Here is a 17928-nt window from a genome sequence, read left to right as displayed (position 1 = left end):
GGTCAGCGCGGCGGCAGGAAGCCGACCAGTTCCTCCGCCTTCGCCACGATCGGCTCCGCGATCTCCCGCGCTCGGTCCGCGCCGCGGCGCAGCAGCGCGTCCACCGCGCCGGGATCGGCCAGGAGGCGGCGCGTCTCGTCCGCGATGGGGGTCAGGTGCGCCACCAGCGCGTCGGCCAGCACCCCCTTGAAGGTGCCGAAGCCCTGGCCGCCGTGCCCGCGCAGAACCTCCTCCGGCGTCGTGTCAGTGATGGCCGCAAGGATGCCGACGAGGTTGCGCGCCTCCGGCCGCCCCTCCAGCCCCTGCATTTCGGAGGGCAGCGGCTCCGCATCCGTCTTCGCGCGGCGGATCTTCAGGGCGATGGTGTCGGCGTCGTCGTTCAGGTTGATGCGCGACTGGTCGGAGGGGTCCGACTTGCTCATCTTCTTCGTGCCGTCGCGCAGGCTCATCACCCGCGCCGCAATCCCCATGATGTGTGGGTCGATGTGCGGGAAGAACTCCACGCCGTAGTCGTGGTTGAACTTCTCCGCGATGTCGTTCGCCAGCTCCAGGTGCTGCTTCTGGTCCTCGCCCACCGGCACGCGCGTGGCGTGGTAGGCGTGGATGTCGGCGGCCATCAGGTTCGGGTAGACGTAGAGGCCGGCGCCCGCGTTGTCCCGGTCCTTCCCCGCCTTGTCCTTGAACTGCGTCATCCGGTTGAGCCAGCCGATGCGGGCCACGCAGTTGAAGATCCAGGCCAGCCGCGTGTGCGCGTGGACATGGGACTGCACGAAGAGGATGCAGCGCTCCGGGTCCAGCCCGCAGGCCAGCAGGGCGGCGGCCATGTCGCGGGTCTGGCGCGTCAGCTCCTTCGGGTCCTGGAACTGCGTGATGGCGTGCTGGTCCACCACGCAGAAGATGCACTCGTTCGTGTCCTGCATCGGCACCCAGTTGCGCAGCGCGCCAAGGTAGTTGCCGAGGGTGGGAACGCCCGAGGGCTGGATGCCCGAGAAGACGCGCTGGGACATGGGAGGTGTTGCTCCTGGCCGCCCGGCGGTTGGAGCGCCGGGGGCTTCGTGGGGTGGGCCCCGGGTGTCCCGCCCCGGGCCCGCCGCGTCAAGGCGGCCCCTTCTACCTCCGCCCCGTCTACGTTTGCCCCGTCTATGTTCGCCCCGGCTCCCACCCCGGCGGCGCCATCTCGAAGCCATCGAACAGGAAGGCGGGGCTGACGGTGCAGCCCACCAGCGTCCAGGCGCCCAGGCTCTCCGCCGCCTGCCAGTGGCCCTGCGGAACCATCGCGAAAGGCGTCTCCCCGGCGGCGAGGTCCGGCCCCAGCCGCACCCCCTCCGGCGCGCTCCCGTCCGAGACGCGGAGGAGGAGAGGTGCGCCGGCGTGCCAGTGCCAGCCCTCCGCCGCGTCCACCCGGTGCCAGTGGCTGCGCTCCCCGGCCGCGAGGAGGAAGAGGATGGAGGTTCCCGCGCCCCGCCCGCCATCGGCCGGGGCATCGCGCCAGGTCTCGCGGTAGTGCCCGCCCTCCGGGTGGGGGCGCAGGTCGAGGGCCGCGACGATGTCGGCCGCCGCCAGCCCGGTGTCGCGCAGGTTCATGCGGCGGTCAGCCCTTGAACACGTCCTTCGCCGCCCGCCGCGCGGCCAGCGTCGCTTCGTCCCCGGCGCGCAGGAAGGGGTTGGTGGCACGCTCCTCGTCCAGGGTGGTCGGCACGGTGGGGTGGCCGGCCTTGCGCTGCTCCCGCACCTCCTCCGCCCGCGCCCGTAGCGCGGCGTTGTCCGGCTCCACCGTCAGGGCGAAGCGGGCGTTGCTCTCGGTGTACTCGTGGCCGCAGAGCACCAGCGTGTCCCCGGGCAGCGCGTCCAGCAGGCGCAGGGCGCGGAACATGTCGGCCGGCGTCCCCTCCAGCAGCCGCCCGCAGCCGAGCGAGAAGAGGGTGTCGCCGCACAGCACCGCGTGCGCCTCGGGGATGAACAGCGCGACATGCCCGATCGTGTGGCCCGGGCTATCCAGCACCTCGATCGTGCCGCTCCCCAGCGGGATCGAATCGCCGGGGTGCACGGACAGGTCCAGCGCCGGCAGCCGGTGGCCGTCGGCCGCGGCCCCCAGCACCTTCGCCCCCGTCGCGGCCACCACCTCCGCCACGCCGTCGATGTGGTCGGGGTGGTGGTGGGTCAGCAGCACCCAGTCCAGCCGGCCGGGCTCCGGCATGTCCTGCAGCGCCGCCAGGTTCGGCTCCGCCTCCCCGGGGTCGCAGAGCGCCACGGTGCCGGTGGCCTCGTCCCGCAGCAGCCAGGCGTAGTTGTCGGAGAGGTTGGGCACCGCCCGGATCGTCCAGTTCCCGCTGCTGATCATGCGCCGCGCTCCTCCGCTGGTGTCAGGCCGTGTTCGCGGTCCTATATCGGACGCATGGCCGCCGAGGTCCACTTCACCGCCCGCGGGCTGCAGGGCTTCTACGAGGCGCCGCTGGGCGCCACCACGCGCCGCATCCTGCGCGCGCGGCTGCGCCGCGCCTGGCCGGAACTGACGGGGCTGGAGGTGCTCGGCCTCGGCCATGCCGGGCCCTATCTTCGCCTCTGGCGCCGCGGCGCCGCCCGCCTCGTCTCCGCCTCGCCCGAGGCCCTGGGCACGGGCGGCCTGCCGCCCTGGCCGCCGGACGGCCGCAACGCCACCGCCCTGGTGGAGGAGGACCGCCTCCCCTTCCCCGACCTCTGCTTCGACCGGATCCTCCTCGTCCACGGGCTGGAAGGGGCGGAGAACGCCCGGCGCCTGCTGCGGGAGGCCTGGCGCGTGCTGCGGCCGGAAGGGCGGCTGCTCGCCGTGGCGCCCAACCGCCGCTCCGTCTGGGCGCACCTGGAGCACACCCCCTTCGGCCACGGCCAGCCCTACTCCCCCCGCCAGCTCGCCCGGCTGCTGGAGCGCGCCATGTTCACGGTGGAGAGGCGGGAGGCCGCGCTCTTCGTCCCGCCCTTCGCCTTCCGCCCCCTACTGCGCGGCGCCCGGCTCTGGGAAAGGGCAGGCGAGGCCCTGGCCCCCCAGTTCGGCGGCGTGACGCTGATCGAGGCCCGGAAATCCGTGCTGTCCCCCATCGGCCGAAAGGCCGCGCCAGCCCGCGCCCGCCGCGTGCTGGCACCCCAGCTCCTGCCGCAGGGAGCATGGCAAAATCTGGGCAATGAAGCCGCGGCAACAACGGCGCGTTCTTCGCTCCCGTCCGGGGAAGCGCCCGGGGCCAGCTGAACGGCCCCCGTCGCCACCTCGGCCCAAAGCTGAGGAGAAATGCCATGAAGCGTACCGCTACCTTCGCCGCAGCCGCCCTGCTCGCCTTCGGCGGCGCCGCCCTCGCCCAGACCACCACGACCAATCCGCCGGGCACGCCCCCCGGCACCGTCGCCCCGGGCACCGTCATCCCCGGCCAGGGCGTGGTGCTGCAGCCCGGCCAGCCCATCCCGCCGGGCATGGTGCAGTCCGGCACCGTGATGACCCCGCCGCCCGGACAGAGGGCCGGCAACACCCGCGTCGGCCAGCTGCAGTGCGACGTCTCCGGCGGCATCTCCTTCGTCTTCGGCTCGACGAAGGACCTGTCCTGCGAGTTCAAGCCGGCGAACGGCCCCGCGGAGCGCTACAGCGGCGAGATCCGCCGCTTCGGCGTGGATATCGGCTTCACCGGCCGCGGGACCATGATCTGGACGGTGGTGAACACCGGGCCGGACATCGCCCCGGGCAGCCTCGCCGGCACCTATGGCGGGGCCTCCTCCAACGTCTCGGCGGGCCTCGGCCTCGGCAGCAACGTCCTGATCGGCGGCAGCCGCGACCAGGTGGCCCTCCAGCCCCTCTCCATCGAGAGCAGCACGGGCCTCAACGTGGCGGCCGGCATCGCCGAGATCACGCTGCGCGCGGGCGGCTGAGCCGCGGGGAAGTCCAGCCTCCCCGGTTCATCCCTTCGGCGGGTTCCTGTTCCGGCCTTTTGCCGGCCCGCCGTGGCCAGAGGGAGGAAGAAGGAATTCTTCCTCCCTCCGGACCTCCCACCATCATCTTCTTCTTCGACTTGGAGATCCTTCGTTGACGGTGCGCCTCGGGTCGATGACCCGAGGCGACTGCAAGGGCGGGATGAGGCGCCCAGGCCTCGGCGCACCGGTTCCGTTCAATCCCGCGGCAGCCCCCTGGGGTTCCAAGGGCCTCAGGCCCTTGGCGGGTGTGAGGTCCGGAGAGGGCGGCGCCCGCTCCGGTCCCGAAAGTGCAGAATAAGACCCCGCCGGATTCACCCCCGGTCGTAGGCCAGCCGCCCGGCCACGTAGGTCGCCCGCACCGCCCGCTCGTCGCCCAGGGCCATGAGGGCGAAGAGCCGGTCCACCGGGTCCCGCGCGCCCGCCGTCCGCAGGGCCAGTTCCGGGGTGGCGGCCGGGTCCAGCACCACCAGGTCGGCTTCCATGCCGGGGGCCAGGGTGCCGATCCGGTGCTCCTGCCGCATCGCCTCCGCCCCGCCGCGCGTGGCCAGCCACAGGGCCTGGGCCGGGTGCAGCCGCGCCCCGCGCAGCCGCGCGACCTTGTAGGCGTCGCCGAGGGTGCGGAGGGTCGAGAGGCCCGTGCCCGCGCCGACGTCGCTGCCCAGCCCTATCCGCACCCCGGCGGCGGTCGTGTCGTGCAAAGGGAAGAGCCCGCTGCCGAGGAAGAGGTTGGAGCTGGGGCAGTGCGCCACGCCGCAGCCCGTCTCGCGTAGCCCGGCCAGGTCGCCTTCCGTCACGTGGACGGCGTGGCCCATCACCGCGCCCGGCCCGGCCAGCCCGGCGCCGCGGTACACGTCGAGGTAGGAGGGGGCGGCGGGAAACAGCTCCCGCACCCAGGCCATCTCCGCCTCCGTCTCGCAGAGATGGGTCTGCACCAGGGTGCCGGGGTTGTCGCACCACAGCCGCCCGGCCGCCCGCAGGGCCTCGTCCGTGCAGGAGGGGGCGAAGCGCGGGGTGATGGCGTAGAGCAGCCGCCCGCGCCCGTGCCAGCGGTCGATCAGCCTCTGGGTCGCAGGGATGCCGTGGTCGGGGCCGTCCAGCAGCGCGTCCGGCGCGTTGCGGTCCATCAGCACCTTGCCGGCCGCGATCCGCATGCCCAGCCGCTCCGCCTCGGCGAAGAGGGCGTCGGCCGAGTGCTCATGCACCGTGCAGTAGGCGCAGGCCGTGGTGGTGCCGGCGCGCAGCAGGGCTGCGAGAAAGGCCTTCGCCACCCGCGCGGCGTGGGCGGGCTCGGCGAAGCGCGCCTCGGCGGGGAAGGTGTAGCGCCGCAGCCAGTCCAGCAGCGTCTCCCCGTAGGAGCCGGCCATCTCCATCTGCGGGTAGTGGACATGGGCGTCCACAAAGCCGGGCAGGATCAGCCCGTCCGGGTGGTGGTGCACGGGCAGGTCGGCCGGGTGGCGGGGGCCCTCCGCGGCGTGGTCCCCGAAGCCGGCGATGATCCCGGCCCGCATCACGACCAGCGCGTCGGGCCAGTGGACCAGCGCGGTGTCGGCATCCCCCCGGAAGGGATCGTGGCGGAAGGTCAGGGCGGGGCCGCGCAGGCCGAGGCCGCTTCCTCCGGGATGCTGGGTCACTCGGCGCTCCCTCGCTGCCGGCCCATCATGCCACCGCGCACCGATCCTTGAAGGCGTGGGAGAAGGCGCGGCACCGATGGCGGCTTGCCGGCCGGCCGCTTCCATGGCCAGTTCGGACACAATCCGGAAGGAAGCCGCCATGCGCCGCCGCCACGTCCTGCCCCTTCTCGCCGCGCCCCTCGCGGCGCCCCTCGCAGCACCGGCCCTGACCGGGCGCGCCTCCGCCCAGGGCAGCCAGGGGCGCCCGATCACCTTCGTCGTGCCCTACGCCGCCGGCGGCGGGACGGACATCGTGGCGCGGGAGCTCGCGCCCATCCTGATGGAGGGGCTCGGCCAGAACGTCATCGTGGAGAACCGCGGCGGCGCGGCCGGGCATGTCGGCGCCACCTCCGTCGCCCGCGCGCGGCCGGACGGCACGACCCTGCTCTTCGCCGTCTCCACCAACATCGTGGTGAACCCGCACCTGCAGCGGAACGACCGGGTCAACCTCTCCACGGCGCTCACGCCCGTCACCAAGGCCAGCTCCTACCAGTACGTGCTGGTGATCGACCCCAAGGTGCCGGCGAAGAACCTCCAGGAGCTGATCGCGGCGGGCAAGCGCCCGAACGCCGGCTTCACCTTCTCCTCCGGCGGCGTCGGCTCCAACAATCACCTCGCCGGCATCCTCTTCGCGGAGGCCGCCGGGGTGGAGATGGAGCACATCTCCTACCGCGGCACGGCGCCGGCCCTGCAGGACGTGGTGGGCGGGCGCGTGACGATGAACTTCTCCTCCCCGCCGCCCGCCGTGCCGCTGGCCAGGGACGGGCGGCTGCGCGCCCTCGCCGTCACGGGCGACCACCGCCTTCCCTCCCTGCCGGATGTTCCGACGCTGTCGGAGGCCGGGCTGCCCGGGATCGTCATCCTTGGCTGGCACGGCATCTTCGCCCCGGCCGGCACGCCGGAGGCGGAGCTGAGCCGCCTGGAAGCCGCGGCCAACAAGGCCATCCGCGACCCTCGCTTCGCCCGCAGCCTGGAGCGCGACGGGCTGGAGGTGGCGGCCGAGCAGCCGCGCGGCGACTTCGGGAGGGCGATCCGGGAGGAGTACGAGTTCTGGGGCCGCAAAGTGCGGGAGTTGGACCTGAAGGCGGAATAGCCCCGGTAGGAACAACCCGGCGGGCCATCGGAAAAGGCCGAGCCCCGCCGGGCACTCTACGATCGGAAGTTGCGCGAACCGGCGCAGGCGCAACCTAAGTTGAATTTACCTTCTACGCAACATGAAGTTTTCGCCGGAAACACCGGATCCGTCGCGATATTTCCGATGCCACGATTGCGCGGACGAGGCGAGGCGCGGCGGCATCTTCCGGGCTGGGAATGCTGGATCGGTGAACGCGAAGACAGTGCGCGGATGCCCGGCAGGCCGCGGAGAAGGCTCGCAGCCCGCCGGGTTTCTCCGATCGGCGCGTAGACCGGCGCTCGCGGCTTAACCTATGTGTGCATCCGAATCGGGCGCAAGACATTCTGGCCCGGCCGACAGAGAAAGCTTCGTGACGGCGCCCTCCGTCCCGCCCCCGTCACCCTGACCCGCCCCGCCCCCCGAGGTCCGGTCCGGCGCCGCGCGCGGGTCACACAAGGTTCACGCCGTCCGCCCCCGCCCCCCCGTAAGGACACGGCCGGGATGTCGATGCGGCCACGGAGCGGAACGGGGCCCGGCGGCAACGGGGGGAGCTCTCGGCTTGGGATCTGACGCGCATGGCCGGCACGGGCTGAAACCCCGCTGATGCAGCCCACCCCCTCCGCCAGGGCCGGCTTCGGCGCGCTGGGCCGCGCGGCCGCCGGAGAGCCGCTGGCCCGCAACGCCGGAGAGGGCTCCGCCCCCGCCCACGCCGCCCACCGGTACGCGCGCGAGGTGGCGGCCCGCCTCTCCGCCCCCGTCTCCCCCGCGCGCATCCTCATCGTGACCGACGCCTGGCGCCCCCAGGTGAACGGCGTCGTCCGCACCCTCTCCACCGTGGTCGACCACCTCCGCGGCGCCGGCGACGTGGTGGAGGTGATCGGGCCGGAACGCTTCCGCACCGTCGCCCTGCCCTCCTACGCCGAGATCCGCCTCGCCCTCGTCGGCCGCCGCCGCTTCGCGCGCATGGTGGACGCCTTCGCGCCCAGTGCCGTCCACATCGCCACCGAAGGCCCCCTGGGCTGGGCCGCCCGCGCCCTGTGCCGCCGCCGCGGCTGGCCCTTCACCACCTCCTTCCACACGCGCTTCCCGGAATACCTGCACCTTCGCGCCCGCGTGCCCCAGGCCCTCTCCTGGGCGTTGCTGCGCCGGTTCCACGCGCCGGCGGCCAACACCCTCGCCGCCACCGCCTCGCTGCTGGGCGAGCTGGATTCCCGCGGCTTCCGCCACCTGCGCCGCTGGTCCCGCGGCGTGGACCTGGACCGCTTCCCGACCGCGCCGCGCGACCCCTGGGCTGGCCTGCCCCGCCCCGTCTTCCTCTACGCCGGCCGCGTCGCCGTGGAGAAAAACATCGAGGCCTTCCTCTCCCTCGACCTCCCGGGATCCAAGGTCGTGGTCGGCGACGGCCCGCACCGCGCCGCCCTCCAGGCCCGCTTCCCCGAGGCCCACTTCACCGGCTACCGCGAAGGCACATCCCTCGCCGCCGCCTATGCCGGGGCGGACGTCTTCGTCTTCCCCTCCCGCACCGACACCTTCGGCCTGGTGCTGCTGGAAGCCCTGGCCACCGGCACCCCCGTGGCGGCCTTCCCCGTCGCCGGCCCGCTGGACGTGATCGGCGGCGCGACCGAGACCGTGGGCGCCCTGGACGAGGACCTTCGCGCCGCCTGCCTCGCCGCCCTCGGCGCGGACCGGGCGGCCTGCCGCCGCCACGCCGCGAAATGGTCCTGGGCCGCTTCCGCAACCCAGCTGCGGGACGCGCTGATCGCCCTTCCGCGGGGCTGAGGCGGGGATGCTGCGCCGGATGGGCCCGGGACCAGGGGGCGCCGCCCCCTGGAACCCCCGCCAGGAGCCTGAGGCTCCTGGACCTGCATCGGGCTGCCGCGGGAATGGCCTGCGCTGTCGGCCCAGGACGATCGGCGCCTTTCCGGCCCTTGCAGTCGCCTCGGGTCATCGACCCGAAGCGGACCGTCAGCGACGCAAGCCTAACTTGAAGACGATGATGGTGAGGGGTCGGAGGAGAGGAAGAATTCTTTCCTCCTCTCTCCGGGCCGTCCTGTCAGCCGGGAAGCCGCAGCAGCGCTTGCCCCGCGCGGATCGTATCCCCTTCCCGCACGCCCTCGTGCAGCCGGAACCCAGGTGGCGCGAAGACCACGATGGTCGATCCGTGCTGGAACCAACCCATCTCCTCGCCCTTCTGCAGCGGCACGTCGCAGTCGATGCGGCGCGGCCCGGCCTTTCGCAGGTCCAGCTCCGCGTCGAGGAAGCCGAGGCGGATGCTCGCCACGAGGATGGCGGCCACCGGCACGAGGGTGATGGCGTGGCCCGTGGCGGCCAGCCGCGCGCGGATGGGCGCGCGCTCGTTCTTGCAGAACAGGCGCTCGATCCGCTTCAGCGCGATGGGGTTCACGTTCCAGGTGTCGCCGGAGATGTAGGTCACGGATTCCACCCGCAGGTCGTGCGGCGCGTGGAAGCGATGGTACATGGCGGAGGTGAGGCGCAGCGTGACGTAGCTGCCGCCCTCGTAGCGCGCGGCCTCGGCGGCATCCCCCAGCAGGTCGTGCAGCGGGTAGGGGAAGCCCTTCACCTGGAGGACCTGGCCCCGCTCCACCGTGCCGTGGGCGCCGACGATGGCGTCGCTGGGGCTGGCGAGGATCGTGGGGTCCGGGTCCACGGGGCGGGCGCCGTCCTTCAGCTGCCGGATGAAGAGGTCGTGCAGGCTGCGGAAGCGCGCCTGCCGCGCGTCGCTGAGGTCAAGGTCGGTGAAGAGGCGCCAGGTGGCGATCGAGAGGTCGCGCACCACCGGGTTCTCGATCCGGCTGAACCAGCCGATGAACCGCGTCGCCAGGCGGCGCGGGATCCGGTTGGTGAGGAGGAAGTTGAGATCCTCCTGCTGCGCCACCCGCGCGAGGGTGGTGCGAAGTGTCGGCATCGTTGTCAGCCCTGTCCTGGAAAACCGGAATGTTGAGCATGCAGATCGGCGCCTTCGCGCCCTACGCCGCGGGGGCGGGGGCCCTCGCCGCGCTCCTCGTGAAGGGGCGCGCGCGGCTCGCACTCTCCCGCGCGAAGCACCGGTCGCTGACCGGGCACGCGCGGATGGCGCGACGCGTCGCCTCTCTCATTCCCTTCTACGAGTACGGGGAGGACCGCTTCTTCTCCTCCGACGGCGCGTCGGACGACGTGGTCGCGCGCCGGCGCCAGGGCTTCCACGCTCTCGCCGGGCTCTACCGTGCCCGGTTCCCACGCAGCGCGGCGATGACGGAGGAAGCGAAGGCGGGGCTGTCCGACCTGCAGTTCACCGCCGCCTATCGCGTGCCCTTCCAGTACAGCCGCTACCTCCGCCAGCACCTCTCGGGCGGCAGCTTCCTCGCATCCTCGGCGGGGGTGACGGTGACGGATCTGGACGGCAACACGCTCTACGACCTCACCGGCTCCTATGGCGTGAACCTGATGGGGTACGACTTCTACAAGGACTGCATCGAGGAGGGCGCGGCGCGCGTGCGCGACCTCGGCCCCGTCCTCGGCGCCTACCACCCCGTTGTGGCCGAGAACGTCGCGCGGCTGCGCGCCCTCTCCGGCATGGACGAGGTGTCCTTCCACATGTCCGGCACGGAGGCGGTGATGCAGGCGGTGCGCCTGGCCCGTTACCACACCGGCCGCTCCCACCTCGTCCGCTTCTCCGGCGCCTATCACGGCTGGTGGGGCGACGTGCAGCCCGGCATCGGCAACCCCGTGCCGGCGGACCGGACCTACACCCTGTCGGAGATGTCGGAGCGCACGCTGCACGTGCTGCGCACGCGCGGGAACATCGCCTGCGTGCTGGTGAACCCGCTGCAGGCGCTGCACCCGAATTCCGGCGCCCCGGCGGATTCCTCGCTGGCCGATAGCGGCCGCCGCGCCGCCTACGACCGCGCGGCCTACACGGCCTGGCTGAAGCAACTGCGGCAGGTCTGCACGGAGCGCGGCATCGCCCTGATCTTCGACGAGGTCTTCATGGGCTTCCGCCTCGCCCCCGGCGGCGCCCAGGATTACTTCGGCGTGCGGGCCGACCTCGTCACCTACGGCAAGACCCTCGGCGGCGGTCTCCCCATCGGCGCGCTCTGCGGCAAGCGGGAACTGATGCGCCGCTACCGCGACAGCAATCCCGTGGATGTCTGCTTCGCCCGCGGCACCTTCAACTCCCACCCCTACGTCATGGGCACCATGGACGCCTTCCTGCGGCGCCTGGAGACGCCGGAGGTGCTGTCCCTCTACGAGGGGCTGGAGGAGCGCTGGGACGGCCGGGCGGCGGCGCTGAACGCGCGGCTGGAGGCGGAGGGGCTGCCGGTGCGGGTGGCCGGCATGTCCACGGTCTGGACCGTCCTCTACCCGCGCCCCTCGCGCTACAACTGGATGCTGCAATACTACCTCCGGGCGGAGGGCCTGGCGCTGAGCTGGGTGGGGACGGGCCGCCTGATCTTCAGCCTGAACTACGGCGATGCGGAGTTCGCGGCGGTGGCGGACCGCTTCGTGGCGGCCGCGCGGGCCATGGAGCGGGACGGCTGGTGGGCCGGGCCGGAGACCACGAACAAGGCCATCCGGCGCGGGATCTTGCGGGAGATGATCCGGCACCGGGGAGGACGGGCCGCGGCCTGATCCTTCGCCGGGCCGCCGTGGCCAGGGAGAGGAAGAAGGAATTCTTCCTCTCCCCGGACCCCTCACCATCATCTTTTCTTAGGCCCTGGAGTCATCCCGCTGGCGGTGCGCCTGAGGTCTTCGACCTCAGGCGACTGCAAGGGCAGGATCTTGCCCTTCATGCGGAGACCCCATCCCAGGACGGCGCGGCGGCAGCCGGATGGAAGGTCCAGGAAACTCAGTTTCCTGGTGGGGGTCCAGGGGGCAAGGCCCCCTGGCTCCGCACAGGGCCGCGACGCGGTCAGGCCTTGCGCTCTTCCGGCTCGGCCACCCAGTCCTCGTCCTCCGCATCGTCCTCGTCCGGGTGGTGCCGGCCGTGGGCGGGGTCGATCAGCTGGCCCTGCAGCAGGTAGCCCGGCGCGCGGTGGTACAGCTTGATGTCGTGGAAGGGGTCCGTGATGATCTTCGTGGCCCAGACCAGCGCCGTCTGCACGTCGCGGATGATCATCAGCTGCGCCACGCGGAACAGCAGCCCGCCGACGCCGACGAAGAACCAGAGGTAGCCCACGTCGTGCACGAAGCCGCCGAAGCTCTCGGCCGGCGTCATGAGGCCGAACAGGGTGGGGTCCAGCACCAGCAGCAGGGGCGAGGCGGCCCAGAACGCCATGAGGACGATCTTGCGGTTCAGGTTGTACCCGACCTTGATCTCCTCCTTGTGCTCGTGCGTCGCCTTGTTGACGTGGTCGTAGCCCCGCGGCTCGAAGAAGAAGTGGCCGGCCTGGCGGCTGTTCATCGAGACGGTCCACGCGATCAGCGCCGCGGTCGCGGGGTCCTTGAACGCCACCATGTAGGCGCAGAGGAAGCTGATCGCGCTGAGCAGGTGCAGGCTCTGGTTGATCCGGCTGTGGTGGTAGTAGCGGTGGTCGTCCCACCGCTGCTCCCGCAGCTGCTCAAGAAAACCGTTCATCACGACTCCTTCTCGGGTGACGAGGCCATGCGCTGCGCCACCGGCCCCCCGCCGGCGGACGCGGCCGTGCCTGCCATGGTTACGTTGGCCAAGCTGGGGGCAGCCTTCGGTGCCCGCTCGTCCTTGGTGATGCGGACGAGCGAGAAGTGGCCGAGCGGCGGCAGGGCGCGCCGCTCCAGCAGCTGCGCGCCGGACGCGCCGGCGATCCAGTCCGCGTAGCGGCTCCAGGGGAACTCCGTGCGCCAGCCCAGCCGGCTGGTCACGGGCATCAGCGCGCGCTCGATCGTGCCGCGCAGCCCCGTCTCCGCGCCCACGCGGGTCGCGATGATGATCTCGCCGCCCGGCCGCACCACGCGCAGGAACTCGTCCAGCGCGCGCTCGGGGTTCGGCACGGCGGTCACGACGTACTGCGCCACGATCACGTCGAAGCTGTCATCGGCGAAGGCCAGCCGCTCGGCGTCCATCACGGCCAGGCCGCCGACATGGCCGAGGCCCTGCCGCTCCACCCGGGTGCGCGCCTTCCAGAGCATCGGGGCGGAGATGTCCATCCCGAAGATCGTGTTCTCCCGCCGGTAGCCGGCGAGCGAGAGGCCGGTGCCGACGCCCACCTCCAGGATGCGGCCGCCCACGCGCTCCGCCGCCTGGGTCGCCACGCGGCGCCCCTCGCGGAACACCGGCCCGAAGACCAGGTCGTAGATCGGCGCCCAGCCGTCATAGGCGAGGGCGACGCTGTCCGCCCCATTCCTCTCGGTCAACTCTCGTGATCCTCAGCGGTGAACCGGTCGCGGCGCGCCCGCTTCCCCGGGCCGGGCGGCCTGGGGGGCGGGCATCAGGCGGCGTGCGGCCGGGCGCGGGCAGGGCATCATGTCGGGACCGCTTCAGCCAACCGTCTCTGAATGGGCGGACGAAGTGTCACGGAACGGGCGGGGTTACCAGAGACGGGATTCTGGCAGAACCGTTGCGAAAGGATGACAGCTGGCGGCGGTGCGGCACGGCCGGGCCGGGGACGCCCGTGCCGCACCGCCTCTCCGCCGGCATCGATAGGCCCTGACGATCAGTCAGATCGACGCTGCCGTCATGGTCAGCGCGGCCGACGGCCCGCACTGTCGTGCCAGGCATTCCCAAGGAGATTCGGCCATGTCCCAGAAGCCCATGCGCCCCGAGGCGCTCGAGAAGGTGGTCGGTGGCGCCCACCTGCCCGGCACGAACGGGAGCGACTTCGCGATCGGCACCGACGCGCCCGACAGCATGCCCCTCGGCGACGGAAACGACTACGCTGAGGGCCGTGGCGGCAACGACTACATCGAGGCCGGAGCGGGGAACGACGAGGTCTACGGCGATGCCGGGGATGATGCGATCGTCGCCGGTGCGGGCAGCGACTTCGCCGCCGGTGGCGCGGGCAACGACTACATCGAGGGCGGGGACGGCAACGACGTGATCCTCGGCGATGCCGGCACCGACGCCCTGACCGGCGGCGCGGGCGACGACACCGTCATCGGCGGCGACGGCGTGGACCACATGCAGGGCGATGCCGGGAACGACAACCTGATCGGCGGCTTCAACGACCGCGCCACGGACACCGCCTTCGGCGGCGAGGGAGACGACACCTTCGTCTGGAGCCCCGGCGGCGGCAACGACTACTTCGACGGCGGGAGCGGCGGGGACACGCTGAGCATTCCGGGTGTGAGCCTGTCCCAGTTCCAGCAGGGCCTGCAGCTCCACACCCCCGGGCTGGAGATGCTGCAGAACAGCGCCGGCGGGGTCGTCTTCGTCAACGCCCAGGGCCAGCCGCAACCCTTCAGCGGTCAGCTCACGATCGGCGGGGAGACGCTGCGCTTCGACAACGTGGAGCGCATCCAGCTCGGCTGACCCGGCCGGCGGGGCGGGGCCCCGCCGCCCCGCCCCGCCCGTGCCACCCGCCGGGACGGCCCGGCCCTGGGAGCACCCGGCGAAACCCCGACAGGATGCTTTACCAGAGCGTATCGGCCATTCCTTAAACGTTCCGGCGCGGGCATAGTCGCGCAGGGGCCAGGATCGCCGGGCTCTCCCAACAAGGTCGAACACCCCGGCATGTCCACGCCTCCCCTCTTCCGCAGCCGGGCCGTGGCCGAGGCCGCGGCCCCGGACCGCTACGACGAACCCCTCCGCGTCATGCGCCCCTGGACCTGGGCAGTCGGGGGATCGCTCCTCGCCCTCGCCGTCATCGGGATCGTCTGGTCCTCGCTGGTGGACGTGCCGCTGAAGGTCACCGGGCGGGGCATCCTGCTGCCATCCGGCGGCGTGGTGGACATCGTGGCGGACACGGATGGCCGGATCGACCGCCTCCTCGCCAGGCCGGGCGACCGCATCCGGGCCGGCCAGACGATCGCGGCGGTGGACCAGTCCGAGGTGCGGCTCCAGCTCGCCCTCGCGGAAGGCCAGGCCGCCGACGCCAGGCGCCACCGCGACGAGCTGCGCGCCTTCCACGGGCGGGAGGCGGCGGCGGCCGACGCATTCCGCACCGCGCGGGACGCCGCGCTGGCCGGCAACCTGCGGATGCTGGACGAGCGGCTGGGCATGATGACCCAGCGCGAGGAGGTGATGCGCGGGCTGATGCAGCAGAACCTCATCAACCGCGACCGCGCCCTCTACGCCCGGGTGGAGGTGTTCCAGGTGCGCGAGCAGATGGCCACCTCCCGCAACGAGCGGGAGCAGCTCGTGCTCGACCAGGCGATGAAGCGCACCCAGCAGGAGCGCGAGGCGCTGGAGGCCGAGCGGCGCCTGGACGAGGCCGCGCGGCAGGTGGAGGCGCTGCGCGCCCGCCTCGGGCGGCTGGGCGAGGTGATCGCCCCCTATTCCGGCACGGTGGTGGAGCAGAAGGCGAATGACGGCCAGGTGGTGCAGCGCGGCACTGCCCTGCTGACGGTGGAGCGCGACCCGGAGGGCGGGGCGGGCGCGCTGGTGGCCGTGGTCTACGTCACCGCGCAGGACGGCAAGCGCCTCTCCCCCGGGATGGAGGTGGAGGTCTCCCCCTCCTCCACCCGGCGGGAGGAGGACGGCTTCATTCACGGCCGCATCACCCGCGTGGCCGCCACGCCCTCCTCCTCGGCGGGGCTGCTGCGGACCCTGCAGAACGACCAGCTGGTGCGGAACTTCACGACCGAGCTCGGCGCGCCCTTCGAGGTGGAGGTGGCGCTCTCGCCCGATCCCGCCACGCGCAGCGGGCTGCGCTGGTCCACCGCCGCCGGGCCGGACTTCCCGATCGAGTCCGGCACCCTCGCGGGCGCCGACATCACCGTCCGCTCCGTCCGCCTCATCGGCCTCGCCTTTCCCGCCGTGCGGGGCTGGCTGACCCGCAACGCGGAGGCGGTGACGTCCCCTGGCGCGGCAGGGGCCGCGACGTCCTCTCGCGTGGCAGAGGCCGCGACGTCTTCTCGCGCGACAGAGGCCGCGACGCCTTGAGCGCGACCACGGCCGCCGCCTCGTCCCGCGCCCGGACCGGCCGGGCGCGCACGCCCACGCTGCTCCAGATGGAAGCATCCGAGTGCGGTGCCGCCGCGCTGGGCATCGTGCTCGGCAGCTTCGGGCGCTGGGTGCCACTGGAGGAGCTGCGCGCCGCCTGCGGTGTCTCCCGCGACGGCAGCCGGGCCAGCCACGTCGCCGCCGCGGCCGGGGGGTACGGGCTGGCGGTGGAGGCGTACCGGGTGGAGCCGGCCGACCTGCGCGGCATGGCGATGCCGCTGATCGCCCACTGGGGCATGAACCACTTCGTCGTCATCGAGGGCGTGGACCGCGCCGGCGCCCGCATCAACGACCCCGCCACCGGCCCGCGCCGGATCACGGCGGAGGAGCTGGACCGCAACCTCACGGGCGTCGTCCTCTCCATGCGGCCGGGGGAGGGCTTCCGGCGCGGCGGGGAACGGCCGCGGGCGCTGCGCGGCATCCTGCGCCGGCTGCGCGGCAACGGGGCGGGCTTCGGCTTCCTCCTCGGCCTCAGCCTGCTGATGACGATCCCCGCGCTGCTGGTCCCCGCCTTCTCCCAGGTCTTCGTGGACGACGTGCTGGTGGGCCGCTTCGAGAGCTGGCTAGAGCCGCTGCTCTGGGGCATGGCCGGCACCTCCCTCGTCATGGGCCTCATCACCTGGCTCCAGCTGGACCTGCTGCTGCGGCTGGAGACGCGGCTCTCCGTCTCCGGCTCCGCCGCCTTCCTGGACCGGCTGACGCGGCTGCCCGTGGCCTTCTTCGCGCAGCGCCACCCCGGCGACATCGCCGGCCGCGTGGTGCTGAACGACCGCATCGCGCGGCTGGTCTCGGGCGATGTCGGGCGCGGGCTGCTCGGCCTCGTCACCGCGCTCGCCTATGCCGCCGCCATGCTGCTCTACGACGCGCTGCTGGCCGGCGTGGTGGTGCTGGCGGCGGCCGTGAATCTCGGCGCGCTCGTGGGGCTCGGCCGGTCCCTGAGCGACGACAACGGGCGCCTCCTCTCGCGCAACCTCCGCACGGAGGGGCTGGCGCGGGGCGGGCTGCGGATGATCGAGACCTACCGCGCCTCTGGCAGCGAGGGGCTGCTGCTGGCCCAGCTCGCGGGCACGCGGGCCGGCTCCGCCAACGTCACCCAGCGCCTCGCATTGCGGCGCGCCCTGCTGGAGGGGCTGCCGGCCTTCATCGCTATTGCCGCCGCCGCCGCCGTGCTCGTCCTCGGCGGGCGCCGGATCATGGAGGGCTCCATGACGGTCGGCCAGCTCGTCGCCTTCCAGGCCCTGACGATGGGCTTCATGGGGCCGGTCGCCCAGCTCGTCGGCGTGGCTACCCAGATGCAGGACGCGAAGGCGAACCTCACCCTGCTGGAGGACACGCTGCACCACCCGCTGGCGCCGGAGTTCGAGACGCCATCCGACGCCGCGCCCGGCGCCATCACCCGCCGCCCCGGCGCGCGGCTCGGCGGCCATGTGGAGCTGCGGGACGTCGTCTTCGGCCATAGCCGCCTCGCCCCGCCGCTGCTGGACGGCGTCTCCATCACCATCGAGCCGGGCCGCCGCCTCGGCATCGTCGGCGGCTCCGGCTCCGGCAAGTCCACCCTCGCCCTGCTGATCGCCGGCCTCTACCGCCCCTGGTCCGGCGAGGTGTTGATCGACGGCCGCCCGATCGAGGCCATCCCGCGCGCGGAGCTGCGGCGGGAGGTCTCCGTGATGGACCAGGGGGGCTTCCTGTTCGACGGCACGGTGCGGGACAACATCGCCATGTGGGACCCGACGCTGGCCGACGAACGCCTGGTTGAGGCCGCGCAGGACGCCATGATCCACGACGAAATCCTCGCCCGCCGCGGCGGCTATGCCGGCCCGGTGGCGGAGGAGGGGCGCAACTGGTCCGGCGGCCAGCGCGCGCGGATGGAGCTGGCCCGCGCCATCGTCACCGACCCCGCCATCCTCGTGCTGGACGAGGCGACGGCGGCGCTGGACAACGCGGCGGAGGCGGCGGTCATGGCCAACCTGCGCCGGCGCGGCTGCACCATGATCGTCATCGCCCACCGTCTGGCCCTGGTGCGGGACCTCGACGAGGTGATCGTGATGGAGGCGGGCCGCATCGTGCAGCGCGGCCACCCGGACGCGCTCGCCGCCGCCCCCGGCCCCTTCCGCACCATGCTGGCGAGCAGCTGA

Annotated in this window: 15 protein-coding genes; 8 read left to right on the top strand and 7 right to left on the bottom strand. The window is 72.8% G+C overall.

Going from position 1 to position 17928, the window contains the following annotated elements; translation table 11 throughout:
* Nucleotides 1-2: 2 nt before the first annotated feature.
* The 3 genes from trpS to gloB form a co-directional block, all read right to left on the bottom strand.
* Nucleotides 3-1007 carry a tryptophan--tRNA ligase gene (gene trpS, locus VQH23_RS09570; protein WP_338665409.1) on the bottom strand — a complete coding sequence of 335 codons (1005 nt, stop codon included), beginning with the start codon at nt 1005-1007 and terminating at the stop codon, nt 3-5.
* 133 nt (nt 1008-1140) lie between these two features.
* Nucleotides 1141-1584: a cupin domain-containing protein gene (locus tag VQH23_RS09565; RefSeq protein WP_338665408.1), complete on the bottom strand. Its 444-nt coding sequence runs from the start codon at nt 1582-1584 to the stop codon at nt 1141-1143.
* Nucleotides 1585-1591: 7 nt separating this feature from the next.
* Entirely contained in the window at nt 1592-2341 is a 750-nt protein-coding gene (gene gloB, locus VQH23_RS09560) for a hydroxyacylglutathione hydrolase (protein WP_338665407.1), read from the bottom strand.
* Nucleotides 2342-2395: 54 nt separating this feature from the next.
* On the opposite strand from gloB, the gene VQH23_RS09555 reads away from it, so the two are divergent.
* A complete protein-coding gene (locus tag VQH23_RS09555) occupies nt 2396-3223 on the top strand; it encodes a methyltransferase domain-containing protein (protein ID WP_338665406.1) in 828 nt (275 codons plus the stop codon).
* A gap of 44 nt (nt 3224-3267) precedes the next feature.
* Nucleotides 3268-3891 (top strand): DUF992 domain-containing protein, encoded by a 624-nt coding sequence (locus tag VQH23_RS09550; RefSeq protein WP_338665405.1) that lies wholly within the window; start codon nt 3268-3270, stop codon nt 3889-3891.
* Nucleotides 3892-4244: 353 nt separating this feature from the next.
* On the opposite strand, the gene guaD is transcribed toward VQH23_RS09550, so the two are convergent.
* The gene (guaD, locus tag VQH23_RS09545) at nt 4245-5564 is read right to left on the bottom strand and encodes a guanine deaminase (protein ID WP_338665404.1); all 1320 of its coding nucleotides are present in this window, start codon (nt 5562-5564) and stop codon (nt 4245-4247) included.
* 139 nt (nt 5565-5703) lie between these two features.
* On the opposite strand from guaD, the gene VQH23_RS09540 reads away from it, so the two are divergent.
* Nucleotides 5704-6696, top strand: coding sequence for a tripartite tricarboxylate transporter substrate binding protein (locus VQH23_RS09540; protein ID WP_338665403.1), 993 nt, complete (start codon nt 5704-5706; stop codon nt 6694-6696).
* A 624-nt stretch (nt 6697-7320) separates the two neighbouring features.
* Nucleotides 7321-8496: a glycosyltransferase family 1 protein gene (locus VQH23_RS09535; protein WP_338665402.1), complete on the top strand. Its 1176-nt coding sequence runs from the start codon at nt 7321-7323 to the stop codon at nt 8494-8496.
* A 274-nt stretch (nt 8497-8770) separates the two neighbouring features.
* Here VQH23_RS09535 and asd read toward each other — a convergent pair whose 3' ends face one another.
* Entirely contained in the window at nt 8771-9643 is an 873-nt protein-coding gene (gene asd, locus VQH23_RS09530) for an archaetidylserine decarboxylase (RefSeq protein ID WP_338665401.1), read from the bottom strand.
* 38 nt (nt 9644-9681) lie between these two features.
* Here asd and VQH23_RS09525 point away from each other — a divergent pair, with 38 nt between their 5' ends.
* On the top strand, nt 9682-11346 hold the full coding sequence (locus VQH23_RS09525) for an aminotransferase class III-fold pyridoxal phosphate-dependent enzyme (RefSeq protein WP_338665400.1): 1665 nt from the start codon (nt 9682-9684) through the stop codon (nt 11344-11346).
* Between the two features lie 280 nt (nt 11347-11626).
* Here the strand turns inward: VQH23_RS09525 and VQH23_RS09520 are convergent, their stop codons facing one another.
* Nucleotides 11627-12292, bottom strand: coding sequence for a hypothetical protein (locus tag VQH23_RS09520; RefSeq protein ID WP_338665399.1), 666 nt, complete (start codon nt 12290-12292; stop codon nt 11627-11629).
* Nucleotides 12292-13047 (bottom strand): class I SAM-dependent methyltransferase, encoded by a 756-nt coding sequence (locus tag VQH23_RS09515; protein WP_338665398.1) that lies wholly within the window; start codon nt 13045-13047, stop codon nt 12292-12294. Before VQH23_RS09515 ends, VQH23_RS09520 begins: the two co-directional genes overlap by 1 nt.
* Nucleotides 13048-13429: 382 nt before the next feature.
* Here VQH23_RS09515 and VQH23_RS09510 point away from each other — a divergent pair, with 382 nt between their 5' ends.
* The 3 genes from VQH23_RS09510 (at nt 13430) to VQH23_RS09500 (ending at nt 17928) form a co-directional block, all read left to right on the top strand.
* On the top strand, nt 13430-14161 hold the full coding sequence (locus tag VQH23_RS09510) for a calcium-binding protein (protein WP_338665397.1): 732 nt from the start codon (nt 13430-13432) through the stop codon (nt 14159-14161).
* A gap of 201 nt (nt 14162-14362) precedes the next feature.
* A complete protein-coding gene (locus VQH23_RS09505; RefSeq protein WP_338665396.1) occupies nt 14363-15733 on the top strand; it encodes an NHLP bacteriocin system secretion protein in 1371 nt (456 codons plus the stop codon).
* A complete protein-coding gene (locus VQH23_RS09500) occupies nt 15730-17928 on the top strand; it encodes an NHLP family bacteriocin export ABC transporter peptidase/permease/ATPase subunit (protein ID WP_338665395.1) in 2199 nt (732 codons plus the stop codon). Before VQH23_RS09505 ends, VQH23_RS09500 begins: the two co-directional genes overlap by 4 nt.

The organism is Pararoseomonas sp. SCSIO 73927, assembly GCF_037040815.1.
Classification (GTDB): domain Bacteria; phylum Pseudomonadota; class Alphaproteobacteria; order Acetobacterales; family Acetobacteraceae; genus Roseomonas.
The sequence above is the reverse complement of the archived record's forward strand: the minus strand, read 5'-3'. Positions and strand labels throughout refer to the sequence as shown.